The sequence below is a fragment of the Streptomyces sp. GDS52 genome (assembly GCF_052246875.1).
In the GTDB taxonomy this organism is placed as follows: domain Bacteria; phylum Actinomycetota; class Actinomycetes; order Streptomycetales; family Streptomycetaceae; genus Streptomyces; species Streptomyces cathayae.
Window position 1 is genome coordinate 3,666,784 of the sequence record NZ_CM125966.1, and the last position, 18,050, is coordinate 3,684,833.

The following is an 18,050-nucleotide window of genomic DNA, read 5'->3' on the forward strand; positions in this document are numbered from 1 at the left end:
TGAACTGAGGGCATGACGACACCTCAGGAAGAACTGCTGGCCGGTACGCGTCGGGCGTTGCTGCACCGGATCGCCGTCGCCCAGGCCGAAGAGCGGGCCCCGTCTCTCGTCGCGACCGTGGTGCGGGACGGAGAAGCGGTGTGGGCGGGTGTGCGGACGTCGTTGGAGGGGAACGCGCCGGACGGGGACACGCAGTACCGGATCGGTTCCCTCACCAAGACCTTCACCGCCGTCCTGGTGCTCCGGCTGCGTGACGAGGGGGTGGTCGACCTCGGCGAGCCGTTGGAGAAGTACCTGCCGGGCACGGGCGCGGGGGAGGCGACCATCGCCGAACTGCTCGCGCACACCGGTGGTCTGGCGGCTGAGACGCCGGGCCCCTGGTGGGAGCGTACTCCTGGCTCCCTGCGGCCCGGCCTCGCCGACGTACTGGGCGAGCACCCCCTGGTGCACCCGGTCGGCAGGCGGTTCCACTACTCGAACCCCGGATACGCGCTGCTCGGCGCGCTCGTGGAGAAGATGCGCGGTGCTTCGTGGGAGGCCGTTCTCCGACGTGAAGTGCTCGAGCCCTTGAGTCTGCATCGGACAGGTGTGCGCCCGCAGGCACCGTATGCGGATGGCTGGGCGGTGCATCCATGGGCGGACGTGATGCAACGTGAGCCCGCCGAGGATCTCGGACGGATGGCACCCGCAGGTCAACTCTGGTCCACCACAAGTGATTTGGCGCGTTTTGCCGCGTTTCTGGCCCATGGTGACGAGCGGGTACTGGATATCGGGTCGTTGCGAGAGATGAGGAGGCCGGCGGCACCGGCGGAGGCGGCGGACGTGGCGAGCGGCTATGCGTACGGCCTGGGAATGGAGGTGCGTCACCGGGACGGGCGGGCCCTCATCGGGCACACCGGATCACTGCCGGGCTTCCTTGCCTGTCTTGTGATGAGCGTGGAGGACGACGTGGCCGCGGTGGTCCTGGCGAACTGCACGTCCGGACCGCTGCTGTTCCCGGTCGCCGCCGATCTCGTTCGGATCGTCGCCGAGGCGGAACCCCGTATCCCCGCGCCCTGGCGGCCGTTGCGGGAGGCGGACTCCGCTGTGCTGGAGCTGGTGGGGCAGTGGTACTGGGGGACGCTCGGCTTCGCCCTGCGGCTGTCGGCCGACGGGCTGGTGTCGCTGGAGCCGCTGTCCGGCAAGGGCCGTGGTTCGAGTTTCCGATCGAACGGCGACGGCACCTGGACAGGACTGGAGGGTTACTACGCCGGAGAGCTCCTGAGGCCCGTACGGCGGTCGGACGGATCGGTGAGCCATCTGGACCTCGGGTCCTTCGTGTTCAACCGCCGACCGTATGACGAGGAGGCTTTTGTACCGGGCGGAGCGGATCCCGAGGGATGGCGGGGCGTCGGGTAGGCCCGGTTGTGCGGAAGGTTGTGGAAGGAGCCTGTTTCACGTGAAACAGGCTCCTTGTCCGCCTTCACAGTGTGAGCTTGAAACCCACGTGGGAAGCCGAGAAGCCGAGCCGCTCGTAGAAGCGGTGGGCGTCGGCGCGGGTGCTGTCGGAGGTCAGCTGGACCAACTGGCAGCCCTGGTGACGGGACTCATCGATGGCCCACTCGATGAGCCGGGTCCCGAGGCCGCTGCCGCGCTCCTCGGTGTGGATGCGGACGCCCTCGATGATCGACCTCGTGGAACCGCGCCGGGACAGCCCGGGGACGATCGTGAGTTGGAGCGTGCCGACGACACGGCCCTGGCGGACCGCGACGACCAGATGCTGGTTCGGATCGGAGCTGAGTCGCTCCAGGGCAGCCAGGTACGGGCGATGGTCGTCCGGGGACTCACGTTGTGCGCCCAAGGGGTCGTCCGCGAGCATGTCGACGATCGCCGGGATGTCGCCGGCGACTGCGGGGCGTATCTCAAGATCTCCCATGGCCGCACCCTACGCAGACATGCGTCGAGGCGGTTGCCTCATGCAGGTACCGATACCGATGTCTTCAGTGTCTCCACTGCGCGGACCAGTGGGGCCAGTTCGGGGTTCTCCGCCGCCGCGTCGAGAGCCTCGCGCAGCGCGGAGTCATTGGTCGGCCGTGCTTTCTCCAGCAGCAGGAGACCGGCCTGCGTGACGTTGGTGTAGATGCCGCGCCGGTCCGTGGGGCACAGATAGCGCTCCAGCAGGCCGCGGTTCTCGAGCCGGGTGACCAGGCGGGTGGTGGCGCTCTGGCTGAGTACGACCGCGTCGGCCACCTGCTTCATCTGGAGATGCCCCCCGACGCCGTCGTGCTGTCGGCTCAGGACGTCCAGCAGGGAGTACTCCCGCACGCTCAGATCGTGCTGGGCCTGGAGCGCCCGCTCGATATGGGCCTCGATTCTCCCGTGCAGCAACGAGAGCGCGCACCAGCCCTGAGTGAGGGCGGTCCGTGCGGGATCCGTGGCGGTCATGGGCGTTCCCTCCGTTCAGGAGCTGCTGAGGCCAGGGTAGAGCAAGACCGAAATAGACCGCGCTTGCAAGTAACCCGCGCATGCAACTATTGTCCTTGCCTGTAAGGCGCATGCGCAATCAGTTGAAAGGTCTGTTTCCTTCATGCCTCTCGCGCTCCTCGCCCTCGCGATCGGGGCTTTCGGGATCGGAACGACGGAGTTCGTGATCATGGGTTTGCTGCCCGAGGTCGCAGGTGACTTCGGTGTCTCCATCCCCACCGCCGGCCATCTGGTGACCGGCTACGCCCTGGGCGTCGTGTTCGGTGCCCCGCTGATGACCGTGTTCGGCACCAAGGTCTCCCGCAAGCGGATGCTGATGATGCTGATGGGCCTGTTCATCGTCGGCAACCTGCTCTCGGCTCTGGCCCCCGTCTTCGGCGTCATGCTGCTCGGGCGGGTGATCGCCTCACTGGCCCACGGTGCCTTCTTCGGTATCGGCTCCGTGGTCGCGGCAGAGCTGGTCGCCCCCGACAAGAAGGCCGGGGCCATCGCCATGATGTTCACCGGGCTGACCGTCGCCAATGTCGTCGGTGTTCCCCTGGGCACTCTCGTCGGCCAGTCCGCCGGCTGGCGTGTCACGTTCGGGATCGTCGCCGCGCTCGGTGCCGTCGGTCTGGTCGGCATCGCCAAGCTCGTTCCCGACCTCCCCCGGCCGGAGGGCGTACGGCTACGTGATGAACTGGCCGCTTTCAAGAACGTCCAGGTCCTGCTGGCCATGGCGATGACCGTGCTGGGCTTCGGCGGTGTCTTCGCGGCCATCACCTACATCGCGCCGATGATGACGCGCGTCGCCGGCTTCGCCGACGGATCCGTCACCTGGCTGCTGGTCCTCTTCGGCCTCGGCATGGTCGGGGGCAATCTCATCGGCGGCAAGTACGCGGATCGCGCCCTGATGCCCATGCTGTACGTGTCTCTGGGCGCTCTCGCCGTCGTGCTGGCGCTCTTCACACTGACCGCGCACCACAAGGTCCTGGCGGCCGTCACGATCGTCCTGATCGGCGGCCTGGGCTTCGCCACCGTCCCGCCCCTGCAGAAGCGGGTTCTCGACCAGGCTCACGGCGCCCCCACCCTGGCCTCGGCCATGAACATCGGCGCCTTCAACCTCGGCAACGCCCTGGCCGCGTGGCTCGGGGGTCTCGTGATCGCGGCAGGGCTCGGTTACACCGCTCCCAACTGGGTCGGCGCCGTTCTTGCGGCGGGTGCCCTGCTGCTGGCCTTCGTGTCCGCCGCCCTCGACCACCGGGACAAGGCCTCCAGCGCCGGGGGCGCAGTCACAGGCCCGGCGCCCACCGGACAGCGGACCTCAGTCCCCCACTGATCCGAACGCCGGCGAGAACGAGCCCGGAACCGTCCTCACCCCCCGTCCTCGGCCGCCACCGGCCACCTCCTCACCACGACCACCGATGTCACCACGGCCACCGACGTCACCGTTGCAACCCGGCATCGCCCGTACACCAAGGAGTTACTTGCTCATGAGCACCACCACCGCTGTCGTCCCGCTCACCACCGCTGACGCCGAAGCCCTGGTCGCAGCCGCGCACCAGGCTGCCGAGGCCGCCGGGGTCACGGTCAGCGTGACCGTCCTGGACGCAGGAGGGCATCTGCTCGCCTTCCGGAGGGACGACCGCGCCGTGCTGATCTCCGGTGAGACCAGCACCCGCAAGGCGTACACCGCGCTTCAGCTGGACGCGCCCACCGCGGACCTCGTCGAGGCCGTGCAGCCGGGAGGGCTCTTCCACACCCTGCCCACCGCACTGGACCGGCCGCTGCTGTTCATCGCCGGTGGTGTGCCCGTCCGGCGCGGCGGCCGGCTGATCGGCGCGGTCGGCGTCGGCGGCGGTGCGCCGGAGCAGGATCACTCCTTCGCCACGGCTGCCGTGGACGCCCTCGCCTGACGGGCGGTCCCCCAGGGCACGCCGGTTCCCGGAAACTTCGGGAACCGGCGTCGTCGTGTCCGGAGACCTCAGCCGGCCGCGACCGTCACGGGGGCGAACCTTCGGGTCCAGTCCCCGGGCATTTCCGTGATCCCGTACGTCATGACCGCGTTGAAGGCGATGGATGCCAGACCGCGCTCCTTCGCCCAGGCCAGCAGCTCTCCATGCCGTACATCGATGTCCGTCCGCAGCGGCCGGTCGGTGTGAGCGGCGAGAGAAGCGAGGAGTGCCATGGCTGTAGGGGTGTCGAGGGCGATCAGCGGGCCCACGACATGGGTGTCCATATTGGGCCACGCGGCCGCGTAACCGATGATCCGGCCGTTCTCCTCGGCCACGCGCACCTGGTCGGCGAATGCGGGCAGCCGGGTGACGATGTGCGTACGGTCCGCCCCGAACACCTCCTCGTCGAGCCGGAGGAGGGCGGGCAGGTCCGCGGCGGTGGCGGTGCGGGTGAAGGCCCCTGGAAGCTCTGCCCCGCCCGGGACGAAGTGCCCGCGGAGCATTTCCGCCCGGCCGATGACCTTGAAACCGAGCTCTTCGTAGAGAGGGAGGCCGTTCGGTGTCGCGTGCAGTGTCAGGGGCGTGGCGCTCATCGCCGACATGACATGGCGCATCAAGTGGCGTCCGATGCCCTGGCGGGCATGCCGTTCGGCGACCAGGACCATACCGATGGCCCCGAGTGCGGGGCGCTCCTGAGGGCCGTACTCGGTGACGACACAGGCGGTGCCCAGACCGCCGTCGGGATCGTCGATCCCGTAGCCCTTCCCCGCGGAGAGAAGAAGCCCCCACTTGTGCTCCTCACGCGGCCACCCGCGATCCTCGGACAGGTCGGCGCAGGCCGGGAGATCGCGGAGGGTGAGGCGACGGATGGGCAGAGAAGCAAGGGAGGGTGTCGGCACGCAGGTCAGGCTGTCCGACGGAGGCTGTCGGTGTCCACCCGTTTCCGAGATCTCGGGAAGCCCACGCGCCGGTGTCCTCCGGGTGGTGCCCGGGGGTCATCCCAGGTCGGGAGCGTGCATGGCGCGTACACCCTCGATGTTGCCGTCCAGGTAGTGCCGTAGTGACAACGGGACGAGATGGACGGAGGCGATGCCCACGCGAGTGAACGGCACACGGACGATCTGGTACTCGCCGGTGGGCTCGTCGACCTCCGGGCCGTGTCGCAACGACGGATCCATGGACTCCAGACGGCAAACGAAGAAATGCTGCACCTTCACCCCGGTGGCGCCACCGTCCTCGCCGATGTGCTCCACCGTGTCGACGAAGCAGGGCACCACGTCGGTGATCTTGGCGCCGAGTTCCTCGTACACCTCTCGGTGCAGGGCGTCGACGACGGTCGGGTCCTCCGGCTCGACTCCTCCCCCGGGGGTGACCCAGTAGGGATCCACGCCGGGCTTGGTCCGCTTGATCAGGATCAGGTGATCACCGTCCAGCAGGACGGCACGGGCGGTGCGCTTGACCACGGGTCGGACGGTCATGGAGGAAATGTGGCCCAGCTTGTTCCACGTGAAACATCGCGACAGGCCGGCGGCCGGTTTTCCCGGATGAGCCGCGTGGCCGCAGGATCAGCACCAGTCGGTGGCTGTCTGCTGCAGCCACTCATGAGCACGCGCGACATGCGGCATTGCCAGCGTGCCGTTCCGGACCACCAGGAAGTACGTACGCAGCGGTGGCACGGCGGGCTCGTGCAGCGCGATCACCTCTCCGCGTTCGAGTGCGGACGTGCACAGGTACCGGGGCAGTACGGCCAGCCCGGCACCCGCGGCGACGCAGGCCAGCACCGCGCGTAGATCCGGAACGATGACGGTGCCCGGGGTGACAGGGCGGGAGTCGAAGACGGAGGCCCAGTAGCGGGAGACGAGGGGAAGCGACTCGTGCACCTCGATCACCGGGATCTGTTCCAGCGCGGACCTCCCGGTGCGGTGGAGCCTGTCGGAGCCGGCTTGCCGAGTCCAGCGGGGCGCGGCGACCAGGACGTGCTCCTCGTCGCAGAGCGCGGTCGCCGAGAGCAGCGTGCCCCGCGGCCGGACCGTACTGATGGCCAGATCATGCCGCCCCGCGGCCAGCCCTTCCAGGGTTTCCTCGGCGGTCCCGAAGGAGGTGCGTAAGGCGAAGCTGCGGCCGTTCTCGCGGGTCAGCGCGGTGAGCGCGGGCACCGCCCGCTCGGCAGTGAATTCGAGAGGCCCTGCCAGGTGCAGTGTCCGCGAGGAGGAGTCCTCTTCGAGTCCGGTCTCGGTGATCTCCATCAGAGCGTCGAGATGCGGCGCCGCTTTGTGGGCGAGTTCGTCTCCGATGGTCGTCGGTGTCACGCCGCGGGCCTGCCGCAGGAACAGGGGCCGGCCCAGCTGCCGTTCCAGGGTCCGTATCTGCGAGGTCACGGCAGGCTGGGAGAGGCCGAGCAGGGCGGCGGCCCGGGTGAAGGAGCCGGCTCGGTGCACGGTCACGAAGGTCCGCAACAAGGCCAGGTCCACGGCACGCCCTCCTCTTCGTCAGCCCCGTTGCCGCCCAGGCCCCACTATAAATATGTCGATAGGTCGCTGTCGCTACAGTGATTGGACACTGACATCGAGTCAACTAGCCTTGGTCGCGTGGTTCTTCGCGCGAAGAACCGAGGGCGGTCCGAGCCACGAGGGGGGAGGCTCGGACCGTCCGTCGTCCGGAGCGGGACGCCTGTCACCCGTCCGAACGGCCCCGTCAGGCGGCCGTTTCGTCCAGTGCGTGCAGTACGTCCGCCACCAGGTCGGCCGGATCCTCGGCGCCGACGGAGAAACGGATGAAGCCCTCCGGAACCGCGTCCCCGCCCCAGCGGCCGCGCCGCTCGGCCGTGGACCGCACGCCGCCGAAGCTGGTCGCGGCGTCCACGAGCCGCAGCGCGTCGAGGAAACGGTCCGCACGCGCGCGCGTGGGCAGTGTGAAGGACACCACGCACCCGAAGCGTTGCATCTGCTGCGAGGCGACCCGGTGCGAGGGATCGTCCGGCAGCCCCGGATAGCGCAGTCCCGTCACCTCGGTCCGCTCCCGAAGGGCTTGAGCGAGCGTCAGCGCGGTGGCGTTCTGCCGGTCGACCCGCAACTGGAGTGTGGCGATCGAGCGGTGCGCGAGCCATGCCTCCATGGGGCCGGGGATGGCACCGACGATCTTGCGCCAGCGACGCACGGCGGCCATCGCCTCGGCGTCGCGGCCGACGACGTACCCCAGGAGGATGTCTCCGTGGCCGGTGAGCTGTTTGGTTCCGCTGGCCACGGCGAAGTCGGCACCGAGCTCCAGCGGGCGCTGGCCGAGCGGTGTCGCGAGAGTGTTGTCGACGGCGACCAGTGCGCCGCGCGCATGTGCTGCTTCCGCGAGTCGCCGCACGTCGCACACGTCGAGCCCGGGGTTCGACGGTGTCTCGATCCACAACAGCCGCGCGCCGTCGAGGACGTCGAGCTGGGCGTCGCCGCCGGTCGGCGCGGTACGCACCTCGATGCCGTACGCCTCCAGCTGGGTGCGCACCAGGGGCAGCACCTGATAGCCGTCGTCCGGCAGGACGACCGTGTCCCCGGCGCGCAGCTGCGAGAAGAGCACCGAGGAGATCGCGGCCATGCCCGAGGCGAACACCAGGGTCTCGGCGCCGTCCTGCCCCGGAGCCTCCAGCTCTCCGATGGCCTGCTCCAGCAGCGTCCATGTGGGGTTCTCGTCCCGGCCGTAGGTGTAGGGGCCGGTGGGGTCGCCGGGCAGGTGGAAATGGGCGGCGAAGACGGGGCCGGGCAGGGTCGGTTCGTGCTTGACCGACTCGGGCAGTCCGGCCCGCACCGCGCGGGTGCCGTCACCGGTGAAGGGCCCTCTCGGGTCCGTCCCGCAGCCGCCGTCCGTCGTGGAATCGCTCATACCGATCGTCCTTCCGTCTGCTCGCGTACCGCGGTGAGCAGCCCGGTACCGGCCGCCTCCACCATCTCAAGACATGCGACGAAGCCGTCCGCACCTCCGTAGTACGGGTCCGGTATGTCGAGATCATCGCCCGCTTCGGGGTCGTACGAGCGCAGCAGGCGCACTTTGGCCGCGTCCTGTGGGGTGGGTGCCAGGCGGCGCAGTGCTTCGAGGTGGCCCGTGTCGAGCGCGACGACGAGATCGAGACGGGCGAACCACGACGGGTCGAACCGCCGGGCCGTGTGGTCCGCGGCGTAGCCGTTCTCCTCCAGGACGGCCACCGCGCGGGGATCGGCGCCGCCGCCCTCGTGCCAGCCGTGGGTGCCGGCGCTGTCCACCTCGACCGTGCCGTCGAGGCCGGCCTCCGCGACACGCGCGCGGAAGACGGCTTCGGCCATCGGGGAACGGCAGATGTTGCCGGTGCAGACGAAACAGACGCGGTACGTCAAGGTGCTCAGTCCCCGTCGGGCAGAACGACGTTGAGGGCCCAGGAGACGACCGAGATGACCAGACCGCCCAGCACGGCCGTCCAGAAGCCCTCCACATGGAAGCTCAGGTCGAACTGGTCGGCCAGCCAGGAGGTGAGCAGCAGCATCAGCGCGTTCACCACCAGGGTGAACAACCCGAGCGTCAGGATGAGCAACGGGAGGCTCAGGAGCTGCACGACCGGCTTGACCAGGAAGTTCACCACGCCGAAGAGCAACGCCACGAGTATGAGGGTGCCGATTTCCTTGCCCGTGCTGTCACCTGTGAGGGTGATCTTGTCGATCAGCCACACCGCCACCGCGAGGGCAGCGGCGTTGGCGATCGTCTTGACTACGAAATTCTTCATGTGTCTGATCGTTGCAGACAGGACCGGACATGAGCAGTGAGGCAGGGGCGGACAGGCTATGAAGGCATTCCGGCTGGACGAACTGGAGGCCGAACGCGCCGCCAACGATGGTGCTTACCTTCAGTTCCTGCGGGAGCGGAACATGTCGGTCGGCCTGTACGCCCTGGACGCGGGCGGGCAGGATCCGCAGCAGCCGCACAACCAAGACGAGGTGTACTTCGTCGTCAGCGGCAGGGCGGCGATCACCGTCGGCATGGAGACCACGCAGGTGGCACGCGGCAGCGTGGTGTACGTGCCGGCGGGTGTCGCGCACAAGTTCCATCACATCAGTGAGGACCTGCGGGTCCTGGTGGTGTTCTCTCCCCCCGAGAGCTGAGCCGCGCTCTCGGGGTTCCCTAGGGGACCGGTCAGGGGAGGACAAGGGATCCGAGACTCCCGGTGGGGCTCCTGGAGACCTAGCATCGAGTGCAGGACATCATTCACGCGACCCGGCACGAGGCGGGCGGAGAGGTAAGGACGAAGGCGATGCGAGAGATCTTCACGGGACTGCCGTGGTGGGTGAAGTGGATCGCGGTGCCGGTCATCGCCCTGGTCGTGTTCGGGGGGCTGATAGCGAGCGTGGTCGGCTTCGTGATCGGGCTGCTCTTCAAGGTGCTGGTGTTCGCCGCCCTGGTCGGCGGACTCATCTACGTCGTACGGAAGTTCACGTCGAGTTCATCGTCGCGCGGCGACTGGTGAGCCCCATGGGGAGCCGGTGAAGCGGTAACGAGCGACACCGGTTCCCTCGGCCGGGGGAAGTTTTCCGGACGGACCGTCCGTATGCGGTGACAGACGGTTAGAGTCCGGAACGCCACGCGGGGGCGATCCCCCGCGAGCGGCGTACACCCCCACCCGTGTTCCCCCACACGGGCTGCCCCCTCGCTTCGGGAGTGACCCTTGGCCACGGCTGACACCGTCACCGCACATCTGCTCGCCGTTCCCTGCCAGCCCCATGCGCGGGCAGTCGCAGAACCGGCGCCCCCCGCCACCCTCATCGGCTCCGTGCAGCGCGCGATGCGTCTGCTCGAATCCGTCGCCGGACATGAGCACGGAGCCCCGGCCAAACAGTTGGCCCGCGAGACCGGGCTGGCCCTTCCCACGGCGTACCACCTGCTGCGCACCCTTGTGCACGAGGGCTATCTGCGCCGTGACAAAGGTCTGTTCTTCCTCGGCGCCGCAGCCGAGCGGCTGAGCAGCAGCGGGGCCCCGCAGAAACGTCGCAGCACGGTCGTCGACGCGCTCGCGCGGTGGCGTGACGCGGTCGGGGCTCCCGTGTACTACGCGGTGTACCGCGAGGGCGAGATCGACCTCGTGTGCGTCTCCGACACTCCCGGCAATCCCGCGGTGCAGGAATGGGCGGACTTCCGGGAGACCGGCCACGCGCACGCCATCGGGCAGTGCCTGCTGTCCCAGCTCGGCGAGGCCGCCCGCCGCGACCACCTCGACCGCTTCCCCGTGCAGCCTGTCACGCCGTACACCGTGCGCGACGGGCACGGTCTTCTCCGGCGCCTGGAGCGGACCCGGCGCATGGAACCGGTGATCGAACGGCAGGAATACGCCCTGGGCACGGTGTGCGCGGCCATCCCGATCACGGCAGGCACCACGGCCGCGACGGTCGCCGTCTCCCTGCCCGCGCATCAGGCCGACCGGCTGCTCCCCGCCGCGCAGCGGCTGCAGGCGGAAGTGGGTCGTCTGCTCGGGCCGTTGGGGCCCTCTATCACCATCTGAAAACTCACTCCTTGTGATTCACCGTGTACGTTGAGCAAGATTCACTCAGTGTCAGGGGTCCATTCCCGGCTGGTCCGCAGCTAATGACGGGGTAGGCGATGCGCGAGTCCGTACAGGCAGAGGTCATGATGAGCTTTCTGGTGTCGGAGGAGTTGTCCTTCCGCATCCCGGTGGAGCTTCGCTATGACACCTGTGATCCCTACGCCGTGCGGCTGACCTTCCATCTTCCCGGTGACGCGCCTGTGACCTGGGCGTTCGGCCGAGAGCTGCTGATCGACGGCGTCGGCAGGCCGTGCGGTGAGGGGGACGTGCGGGTGTCACCGGTCGAACCCGACATGCTGGGAGAGGTGTTGATCCGGCTTCAGGTCGGTGGCGACCAGGCGCTGTTCCGTTCGTCGACGGCGCCGCTCGTGGCCTTCCTCGACCGCACCGACAAGCTGGTGCCGCTGGGCCAGGAGGGAGCGCTCGCCGACTTCGACGCCCACCTCGACGACGCGCTGGACCGCATCCTGGCGGAGCAGAGCGCCGGGTGAAGGGTTCCGCTACTCGGACAGCGGGTGGCGGAACCGTTCACCGCGTTCCGCCACATCGATGCAGGAACGCTTTTGCGCCCGTGGACGAGCCGCCCCGGTGGGCCGGCCACCCGGCGGCGGGGTCGCAACCGGTCATGTGGCGGCAGCAGGCCCTCCGGTGCCGCGCCGTGACGGGTCACCGCTTCCGGCGCCGGCCCCTCCCGCCCCGCGCCGGAGCCGCCCGGGCGCTCTCCTTGGGTGTCTGCGCCGCCGTACGGTCGGCCGAGACCACCAGGGCGGCCAGAGCCGTGGTGACCGGCACCGCGGCCACCAGACCGATCGAGCCGACCAGTGTACGCACGATCTCCTCCGCTACCAGCTCGCTGTTGGCGACCGTTCCCACACTGCTCTGCGCGATGGAGAACAGCAGCAGCAACGGCAACGCGGCGCCCGCGTAGGCGAGAACGAGAGTGTTGACCACGGACGCGATGTGATCCCGGCCGATGCGGATGCCCGCGCGGTACAGCTCCCGCCAGCCCATCGACGGTTTGGCCTCGTGCAGTTCCCAGACGGACGATGTCTGGGTGACCGTCACATCATCGAGCACACCGAGCGACCCGATGATGACGCCGGCCAGCAACAGGCCGCTCATGTCGATGTCGGGGTACAGGCCGTGGATCAGACCGGTGTTGTCGTCGGTGTTGCCGGTCAGCGCGGCCCAGTCGATGAAGACCGAGCCCAGAACGCCGATCAACAGCAGCGAGACCAGAGTGCCGAGCACCGCCACGGACGTGCGCGCCGACAGTCCGTGACAGAGATACAGGGCCTGCAGCATGATGGCGCTCGCCCCCACCACCGCCACGACCAGGGGGTTGGATCCCTGCAGAATGGCGGGCAGGATGAAGAAGTTCAGCACCAGGAAGCTGACCGCCAGCGCGATCAGTGCCATCACGCCGCGCAGCCGTCCGACGGCCACGACGGCGACCGCGAAGATACCGGCGAGCAGGGTCAAGGGGAGACGCCGGTTCACGTCGGTGACCGAGTACTGCAGGTCCTTCGGGGCGGAAGGTTCGTAGGCGACCACGACCTCCTGACCCTCGCTCAGCTGACGGGACTGGTCCGGCTGCACGATCTCGGTGAACGTGCGGCCCTGGTCATTGCCGCTGTCGACCCGGATCGTCGCTCGCTTGCACGTACCGTCCGCCTGCTGTTGCGCGGAGGAGCCCTCGGCCGTCGAGGTGTCGCCGGTCGGGACGCCTCCGGAAGCGTTGACGGAGGAACAGCTCACCTCGACCACCTTGGTGACCGTGGCCTGCTGCGTCTGCCGGTCGAAACCGACACCGGTGCGCTCGTGCCCCGGTGCACCGCCCGGCCACAGCACGACGAGGCCGATCAGCACCGCCGCGGTGAACGGGATGAGGATTGCCGCGATGACCTTGCGCAGGTGCTTCGAGACGGGGGCGGCGGGGCCGTGACTGTGACTGTGCCCGTGCGGGTGGCCGTGCCCGCTGCCGGAGTCCGGGCCGTGATCGTGTCCGTCGCCGCCCGGAGGGGGGCCGCTGTGGCCACCGCCGTGGCCGCCGTGACCGCCGCCGTCCGGGCCACGGTCGGGGCGGCCGCCACCCGACTCCGGGCCCCGGCCGTGGTCCTGCGCTTGTCCCGCTCCCGCATCCCGCCGCCCCTGCTCCTGTCCCGGGTGGCCGGCGCCGGGACCGCGCCCGAACCAGTCTCCGGAGCCGGGGCCGTCCCCCCGGCCCATGTTGTTGCCGACGGCGGGCTCTCTGCCACGGCCGCCGCCGTTTCGAGCGCCGGAGCCGAGGGGGGGGTCGGGCGGTGGGTACGGGGGATGTTGCGTCGAGGTCACCGCCCGATCATCGCAAGAACCACGAGGGCCCTCTGGTCACCGCGCCAGAATCGGCGCTAGCGTGGGGGCACCTTTTGTACACGCGGGAGCTCGGAGCACCGGGCTGAGAGGGCGCTGACCTCCGTCCCCACGACGTTTCACGGGGAACATCACTGCTGCACGAGTGATGTTCCCCACGGAACGCCGACCGACGGAAACCGCTGCGTCGACCGCTGAACCTGTTACCGGGTAATGCCGGCGTAGGGAGTAGGTCTCATGACCAACAAGGACGCACGCACGCCTGCCTCCACACAGAACCCGACGGAGACGTCGGAGCAGAAGGAGGCCGGGAAGTCCATCGGCTGGCACAAGGCGTACGTCGAGGGCTCGCGCCCCGATCTGCGGGTGCCGGTCCGTCAGGTGCACCTCACCAACGGCCAGTCGGTCACGCTGTACGACACCTCGGGCCCGTACACCGATCCCCTGGTCGACACCGATGTACGCAGGGGGCTGACGCCGCTGCGGGAGAACTGGATCATCGCGCGCGGCGACACCGAGGAGTACCCGGGCCGTCCCGTCCGTCCCGAGGACGACGGGATCAAGCACACCTCGCCGCGCGGCGGCCTGCGCAACCTCGACGCGGTGTTCCCGGGCCGGCCCCGTCAGCCGCGCCGCGGCCGCGCGGGTGAGGCGGTCACACAGCTGGCGTACGCACGCCGCGGCGAGATCACGCCCGAGATGGAGTACGTGGCCATCCGGGAGAACGTGTCACCGGAGTTCGTGCGTGAGGAGATCGCGGCAGGCCGCGCGGTGCTGCCCGCCAACGTCAACCATCCGGAGACCGAGCCGATGGTCATCGGCAAGCGGTTCCTGGTGAAGGTCAACGCCAACATCGGGAACTCCGCGGTGACCTCCTCCATCGAGGAGGAGGTGGAGAAGATGACCTGGGCGACCCGCTGGGGTGCCGACACGGTCATGGACCTGTCCACCGGCCGCAATATCCACACCACCCGGGAGTGGGTGCTGCGCAACTCCCCCGTCCCCATCGGCACCGTGCCGCTCTACCAGGCGTTGGAGAAGGTCGACGGCAGGGCCGAGGAACTGACCTGGGAGATCTACAAGGACACGGTGATCGAGCAGGCCGAGCAGGGCGTGGACTACATGACGGTTCATGCGGGCGTACGGCTGGAGTATGTGCCGCTGACCGCCCACCGCAAGACGGGCATCGTCTCGCGGGGTGGCTCGATCATGGCGGCGTGGTGTCTGGCGCACCACAAGGAGTCGTTCCTGTACGAGAACTTCGAGGAACTCTGCGAGATCCTCGCGGCGTACGACGTCACGTACTCGCTCGGCGACGGGCTCCGGCCGGGGTCGGTCGCGGACGCCAACGACCAGGCCCAGTTCGCCGAGTTGCACACACTCGGGGAACTCAACCGGATCGCGAGGCGTTTGAATGTGCAGACCATGATCGAGGGCCCGGGACATGTCCCGATGCACAAGATCAAGGAGAACATCGACCTTCAGCAGGAGATCTGCGATGAAGCCCCGTTCTATACGCTCGGCCCGCTGACGACGGACGTCGCGCCCGCGTACGACCACATCACCTCCGGCATCGGTGCCGCGATGATCGCCTGGTGGGGCACCGCCATGCTCTGTTACGTCACACCCAAGGAACATCTCGGCCTGCCCAACCGCGATGACGTCAAGACCGGTGTCATCACCTACAAGATCGCCGCCCATGCCGCCGACCTGGCCAAGGGACATCCGGGTGCGCAGGAGTGGGACGACGCGTTGTCCGACGCGCGCTTCGAGTTCCGTTGGGAGGATCAGTTCAACCTCGCCCTCGACCCGGACACGGCACGGGAGTTCCACGACGAGACCCTTCCGGCAGAGCCCGCCAAGACCGCACACTTCTGCTCGATGTGCGGGCCGAAGTTCTGCTCCATGAAGATCAGCCAGAGCATCACGGAGCGGTTCGGCGGTACCTCGCCGGAGGGCGCCTCGGCCGAGGAGATCGCCGAGGGGATGCTGCAGAAGTCGAAGGAGTTCGCGGAGGCGGGCAACCGCGTGTACCTGCCGCTGACGGACTGAACCGGCTGAACCGGCTGAACCGAACTGATTGAACGGGCGAGGGGGCGGGCTGTTCGGGCCCGCTCCTCTCGTCGCTCATGGGGACGGATCGGCAGACTGTGTGCCATGACAGCGCAATCAATGAGCAAGGGGTCCAATCTTCCCGTCGACGCCCCGGTGGTGCGTGTCGAGCTTGCCTGGACCGCCGGGGCCGGGGTGCCCGACATCGACGCGTCGGCTCTCCTGCTCACGGCGGCCGGACGGGTGCGGAACGACGGAGACTTCGTCTTCTACAACCAGCAGCGGCATGCTTCCCACGCCGTGACACATCGGGGAAAGCGGAACGCCGTCGGTGCAGCGACCGACACGGTCGAGGTCGACCTGCGCCTGCTGGAACCGGCCGTCGAGCGGGTCGCGCTGTGCGCGTCGTCCGACGGCGGGACCTTCGGCCAGGTCCCGGGGTTGGTGCTCAGGCTGATCGACGCCGGGGCGGGGACCGAAATCGCCCGGTTCGACATGGTGGCCGGCACGGAGACCGCGTTCATCGGCGGCGAGCTGTACCGGCGCCAGGGGAAGTGGAAGTTCCGCGCGGTGGGCCAGGGGTACGCCTCCGGGCTCGCGGGGCTGGCCACTGACTTCGGCATCACCGTGGACGACGCTTCCCCGACGGCCCCCGCCGCCGTGCCTCCGGTCGTCGCGTCCCCCGTCACGCCTGCCGCCTCCGCTCCGGGGTATCCCGCTCCGACGCCTTCGGTTCCGACGCCTCCGGTTCCGGCTGCTCCACCGGCCGCTCCGCGCCTCACCAAGGGAGAGGAGCAGTTGCCCGTGGACATGCGCAAGCGTCTGTCGCTGCGCAAGGAACAGGTGGCCGTCAGCCTGCGCAAGCACGGGGCCGCCGAGGTCACCGCGCGCGTCGTCCTCGTACTGGACGCCTCCGGCTCCATGGCACCCCAGTACTCCAAGGGAGTCGTGGCGGACGTCGTCGAGCGCATGGCCGCGGTCGCCGCGCAGTTGGACGACGACGGTGAGATGCAGGCCTGGACGTTCGCCTCGCATCCGGCACGGCTGCCGGACCTGCGGCTGGGCGAGCTGCCCGACTGGCTCCGGCTGCACGTGCGGGTGGGGGAGATGAGCCTGTTCCGGCGCGGGCGGAAGAAGGGTCTGGACCCGCGCCAGGTCGACATGCGGGAGGTCGGCATCCAGAACGAGGAACAGAAGGTCATCGCCGAGGTCCGCTCGTTCGTCGGGAACAGTCCCGCGGCGGCTCCGACGCTCGTGCTGTTCTTCTCCGACGGCGGGGTCTACCGGAACGCCGAGATCGAGCGGGAGCTCCGCGAAGCGGTGGAGGAACCCATCTTCTGGCAGTTCGTGGGGCTCGGACGGGCGAACTACGGCGTGCTGGAACGATTCGACACGCTGCCCGGACGCCGCGTCGACAACGTCGGGTTCTTCGCCGTCGACGACATCGGCACCGTGCCGGACCCGGAGTTGTACGACCGTCTGCTGTCCGAGTTCCCGCTGTGGATCACAGCTGCGAGCCGGGCGGGCATTCTATGACCAGGCGCATGACCTGATCCGGGCATACCTGACCCGGTGATGACCTGACCCGGGCGCCCGGCGCACGTCCCCGTCGCGGAGCCTCTCGAGAGGGCTCCGCCGGTGAGGGCGCGCCGGCCGACGACTCCGGAACCGGGCCGGTACTTCGGCTGCGTTCGCCTACTCGGGCTGGTGTTCCGGCCCTCCGAAGTCCGGGCTGCTGTAGTCCGGACTCGAGTAGCTCGGCCGCGGGCCGCGGGTAGGGCCCTGGCCGGGGCTGGTGAATCCCGGCCGGTGGTAGCCGAGGTGGGGGATACGGCTGGTCGGTTCGGACGGCGTCGCGTAGCGCAGTGCGGCTGCCGTGCCGGGATCCGTGAGAGCGTCCCGCAGGAACGGCATGATCCCCCGCTCCAGCAGTGCCTCGTGCCAGGTGTCCCTGGCCAGGGCCACCTCCTTGTCGGCTTCCAGGTACGGCCCGCTCCGGGCCGAGGGCTTGTTGCGCAGCGCGGTGAGGAGCAGACCCACGGCGGCGACCAGGATGGCGACCGCGGTCACGGCGACGAACGTCCAGCCCGTGGTGAGCATGGTCCGGGCGAAGGTCGCGCCGGGGTCGAGCAGGCGCAGGATGTAGCCGACGAGCAGGAATATCGCGGCCGCCGTTCCGGCCAGGACGGGTGCCAGAACGGCGATGACGGCGACCGCACCCGCACCGGCGGTCTCGGCGACCTCCCCCATGGCCGCGGCGAGCCCCGCTGCGCCGGGTTCCGGCTCGGAGGAGCCCGACCCGCGCACGGCCGGGGTGGCCGACGCCGGAGGCCGGCGCAGTTCCTCGCGGACCTTGATGTAGTGCTGGTACTCGGTCGCCGCGGCCGCCGTGATGATCGCGGTGGCATTGAGCGCCATGGTGCGCAGTTGTTCGGAGTTGAGCCGCTGACCGACGGCGGCCAGTTCCGGGCGGTGTGGTGCGGAGCGCAGTACCTCGTCGAGAATCCGCTCGTATTCCTGGCGGTCCTCGGGCAACAGGTGCTGCGGAACGCTGTTCATGTGCATCCCCCGATGCTCCGTAGGGCTTGTGGCTCGGCATGCCGACGAGCCGTTGGGCAGAAACGGAGGGGAGCCTGCTACGGATAAGCCGATGGTAGAGCGCTGACGGTGCGCCGTGACAGGGGGTTTACCGAAATTGACTG

19 protein-coding genes are annotated in these 18,050 nt (G+C 69.0%); 9 read left to right on the plus strand and 10 right to left on the minus strand.

Annotation, left to right across the window (positions count from 1 at the left end; genetic code table 11):
- The first annotated feature begins 12 nt into the window (after window positions 1-12).
- Entirely contained in the window at window positions 13-1,398 is a 1,386-nt protein-coding gene (locus tag ACTWJ9_RS16645; protein WP_279335013.1) for a serine hydrolase domain-containing protein, read from the plus strand.
- Window positions 1,399-1,462: 64 nt separating this feature from the next.
- Here ACTWJ9_RS16645 and ACTWJ9_RS16650 read toward each other — a convergent pair whose 3' ends face one another.
- Complete coding sequence (locus ACTWJ9_RS16650; protein WP_279335014.1) at window positions 1,463-1,915, minus strand: GNAT family N-acetyltransferase; 453 nt, start codon at window positions 1,913-1,915, stop codon at window positions 1,463-1,465.
- 38 nt (window positions 1,916-1,953) lie between these two features.
- Complete coding sequence (locus ACTWJ9_RS16655) at window positions 1,954-2,424, minus strand: MarR family winged helix-turn-helix transcriptional regulator (protein WP_387035391.1); 471 nt, start codon at window positions 2,422-2,424, stop codon at window positions 1,954-1,956.
- Between the two features lie 142 nt (window positions 2,425-2,566).
- On the opposite strand from ACTWJ9_RS16655, the gene ACTWJ9_RS16660 reads away from it, so the two are divergent.
- Both ACTWJ9_RS16660 and ACTWJ9_RS16665 read left to right on the plus strand, forming a co-directional pair.
- Window positions 2,567-3,781, plus strand: coding sequence for an MFS transporter (locus ACTWJ9_RS16660; protein WP_279335016.1), 1,215 nt, complete (start codon window positions 2,567-2,569; stop codon window positions 3,779-3,781).
- A 154-nt stretch (window positions 3,782-3,935) separates the two neighbouring features.
- Window positions 3,936-4,358 (plus strand): GlcG/HbpS family heme-binding protein, encoded by a 423-nt coding sequence (locus ACTWJ9_RS16665; protein ID WP_279335017.1) that lies wholly within the window; start codon window positions 3,936-3,938, stop codon window positions 4,356-4,358.
- Window positions 4,359-4,426: 68 nt separating this feature from the next.
- Here the strand turns inward: ACTWJ9_RS16665 and ACTWJ9_RS16670 are convergent, their stop codons facing one another.
- From ACTWJ9_RS16670 to ACTWJ9_RS16695, 6 genes are all read right to left on the minus strand, one after another.
- Window positions 4,427-5,296 (minus strand): GNAT family N-acetyltransferase, encoded by an 870-nt coding sequence (locus ACTWJ9_RS16670; protein WP_279335018.1) that lies wholly within the window; start codon window positions 5,294-5,296, stop codon window positions 4,427-4,429.
- A 96-nt stretch (window positions 5,297-5,392) separates the two neighbouring features.
- Complete coding sequence (locus ACTWJ9_RS16675; RefSeq protein WP_109376553.1) at window positions 5,393-5,875, minus strand: NUDIX domain-containing protein; 483 nt, start codon at window positions 5,873-5,875, stop codon at window positions 5,393-5,395.
- A gap of 87 nt (window positions 5,876-5,962) precedes the next feature.
- Window positions 5,963-6,868 carry a LysR family transcriptional regulator gene (locus ACTWJ9_RS16680; protein WP_279335019.1) on the minus strand — a complete coding sequence of 302 codons (906 nt, stop codon included), beginning with the start codon at window positions 6,866-6,868 and terminating at the stop codon, window positions 5,963-5,965.
- A 223-nt stretch (window positions 6,869-7,091) separates the two neighbouring features.
- Window positions 7,092-8,264 carry a cystathionine gamma-lyase gene (locus ACTWJ9_RS16685; RefSeq protein WP_443294374.1) on the minus strand — a complete coding sequence of 391 codons (1,173 nt, stop codon included), beginning with the start codon at window positions 8,262-8,264 and terminating at the stop codon, window positions 7,092-7,094.
- Window positions 8,261-8,752, minus strand: coding sequence for a low molecular weight protein-tyrosine-phosphatase (locus ACTWJ9_RS16690; RefSeq protein WP_279335021.1), 492 nt, complete (start codon window positions 8,750-8,752; stop codon window positions 8,261-8,263). Before ACTWJ9_RS16690 ends, ACTWJ9_RS16685 begins: the two co-directional genes overlap by 4 nt.
- A 5-nt stretch (window positions 8,753-8,757) precedes the next feature.
- Window positions 8,758-9,135 carry a phage holin family protein gene (locus ACTWJ9_RS16695; RefSeq protein ID WP_279335022.1) on the minus strand — a complete coding sequence of 126 codons (378 nt, stop codon included), beginning with the start codon at window positions 9,133-9,135 and terminating at the stop codon, window positions 8,758-8,760.
- A 58-nt stretch (window positions 9,136-9,193) separates the two neighbouring features.
- On the opposite strand from ACTWJ9_RS16695, the gene ACTWJ9_RS16700 reads away from it, so the two are divergent.
- From ACTWJ9_RS16700 to ACTWJ9_RS16715, 4 genes are all read left to right on the plus strand, one after another.
- Window positions 9,194-9,511 carry a cupin domain-containing protein gene (locus tag ACTWJ9_RS16700; RefSeq protein ID WP_279335023.1) on the plus strand — a complete coding sequence of 106 codons (318 nt, stop codon included), beginning with the start codon at window positions 9,194-9,196 and terminating at the stop codon, window positions 9,509-9,511.
- A 149-nt stretch (window positions 9,512-9,660) separates the two neighbouring features.
- On the plus strand, window positions 9,661-9,873 hold the full coding sequence (locus ACTWJ9_RS16705) for a DUF5326 family protein (RefSeq protein WP_279335024.1): 213 nt from the start codon (window positions 9,661-9,663) through the stop codon (window positions 9,871-9,873).
- A 303-nt stretch (window positions 9,874-10,176) separates the two neighbouring features.
- Entirely contained in the window at window positions 10,177-10,902 is a 726-nt protein-coding gene (locus ACTWJ9_RS16710) for an IclR family transcriptional regulator (protein ID WP_443295892.1), read from the plus strand.
- A 98-nt stretch (window positions 10,903-11,000) separates the two neighbouring features.
- Window positions 11,001-11,435, plus strand: coding sequence for an SsgA family sporulation/cell division regulator (locus ACTWJ9_RS16715; protein ID WP_279335025.1), 435 nt, complete (start codon window positions 11,001-11,003; stop codon window positions 11,433-11,435).
- Window positions 11,436-11,610: 175 nt separating this feature from the next.
- Here the strand turns inward: ACTWJ9_RS16715 and ACTWJ9_RS16720 are convergent, their stop codons facing one another.
- Complete coding sequence (locus tag ACTWJ9_RS16720; RefSeq protein ID WP_279335026.1) at window positions 11,611-13,278, minus strand: YibE/F family protein; 1,668 nt, start codon at window positions 13,276-13,278, stop codon at window positions 11,611-11,613.
- 255 nt (window positions 13,279-13,533) lie between these two features.
- Between ACTWJ9_RS16720 and thiC the strand changes: the two genes are divergently transcribed.
- Together thiC and ACTWJ9_RS16730 are read left to right on the plus strand one after the other, a co-directional pair.
- Window positions 13,534-15,348 (plus strand): phosphomethylpyrimidine synthase ThiC, encoded by a 1,815-nt coding sequence (thiC, locus tag ACTWJ9_RS16725; RefSeq protein ID WP_279335027.1) that lies wholly within the window; start codon window positions 13,534-13,536, stop codon window positions 15,346-15,348.
- A gap of 105 nt (window positions 15,349-15,453) precedes the next feature.
- Window positions 15,454-16,884 carry a VWA domain-containing protein gene (locus tag ACTWJ9_RS16730; protein WP_387035395.1) on the plus strand — a complete coding sequence of 477 codons (1,431 nt, stop codon included), beginning with the start codon at window positions 15,454-15,456 and terminating at the stop codon, window positions 16,882-16,884.
- A gap of 159 nt (window positions 16,885-17,043) precedes the next feature.
- Here ACTWJ9_RS16730 and ACTWJ9_RS16735 read toward each other — a convergent pair whose 3' ends face one another.
- Window positions 17,044-17,913, minus strand: a complete 870-nt coding sequence (locus ACTWJ9_RS16735; protein ID WP_387035396.1) for a hypothetical protein — start codon at window positions 17,911-17,913, stop codon at window positions 17,044-17,046.
- Window positions 17,914-18,050: the final 137 nt, after the last annotated feature.

Coding starts and splice junctions, on each gene's coding strand:
- ACTWJ9_RS16645 (WP_279335013.1), top strand. CDS start 13: ATGACGACACCTCAGGAAGAACTGCTGGCCGGTACGCGTCGGGCGTTG.
- ACTWJ9_RS16650 (WP_279335014.1), bottom strand. CDS start 1,915: ATGGGAGATCTTGAGATACGCCCCGCAGTCGCCGGCGACATCCCGGCG.
- ACTWJ9_RS16655 (WP_387035391.1), bottom strand. CDS start 2,424: ATGACCGCCACGGATCCCGCACGGACCGCCCTCACTCAGGGCTGGTGC.
- ACTWJ9_RS16660 (WP_279335016.1), top strand. CDS start 2,567: ATGCCTCTCGCGCTCCTCGCCCTCGCGATCGGGGCTTTCGGGATCGGA.
- ACTWJ9_RS16665 (WP_279335017.1), top strand. CDS start 3,936: ATGAGCACCACCACCGCTGTCGTCCCGCTCACCACCGCTGACGCCGAA.
- ACTWJ9_RS16675 (WP_109376553.1), bottom strand. CDS start 5,875: ATGACCGTCCGACCCGTGGTCAAGCGCACCGCCCGTGCCGTCCTGCTG.
- ACTWJ9_RS16685 (WP_443294374.1), bottom strand. CDS start 8,264: ATGAGCGATTCCACGACGGACGGCGGCTGCGGGACGGACCCGAGAGGG.
- ACTWJ9_RS16695 (WP_279335022.1), bottom strand. CDS start 9,135: ATGAAGAATTTCGTAGTCAAGACGATCGCCAACGCCGCTGCCCTCGCG.
- ACTWJ9_RS16700 (WP_279335023.1), top strand. CDS start 9,194: ATGAAGGCATTCCGGCTGGACGAACTGGAGGCCGAACGCGCCGCCAAC.
- ACTWJ9_RS16705 (WP_279335024.1), top strand. CDS start 9,661: ATGCGAGAGATCTTCACGGGACTGCCGTGGTGGGTGAAGTGGATCGCG.
- ACTWJ9_RS16715 (WP_279335025.1), top strand. CDS start 11,001: ATGCGCGAGTCCGTACAGGCAGAGGTCATGATGAGCTTTCTGGTGTCG.
- thiC (WP_279335027.1), top strand. CDS start 13,534: ATGACCAACAAGGACGCACGCACGCCTGCCTCCACACAGAACCCGACG.
- ACTWJ9_RS16730 (WP_387035395.1), top strand. CDS start 15,454: ATGACAGCGCAATCAATGAGCAAGGGGTCCAATCTTCCCGTCGACGCC.
- ACTWJ9_RS16735 (WP_387035396.1), bottom strand. CDS start 17,913: ATGCACATGAACAGCGTTCCGCAGCACCTGTTGCCCGAGGACCGCCAG.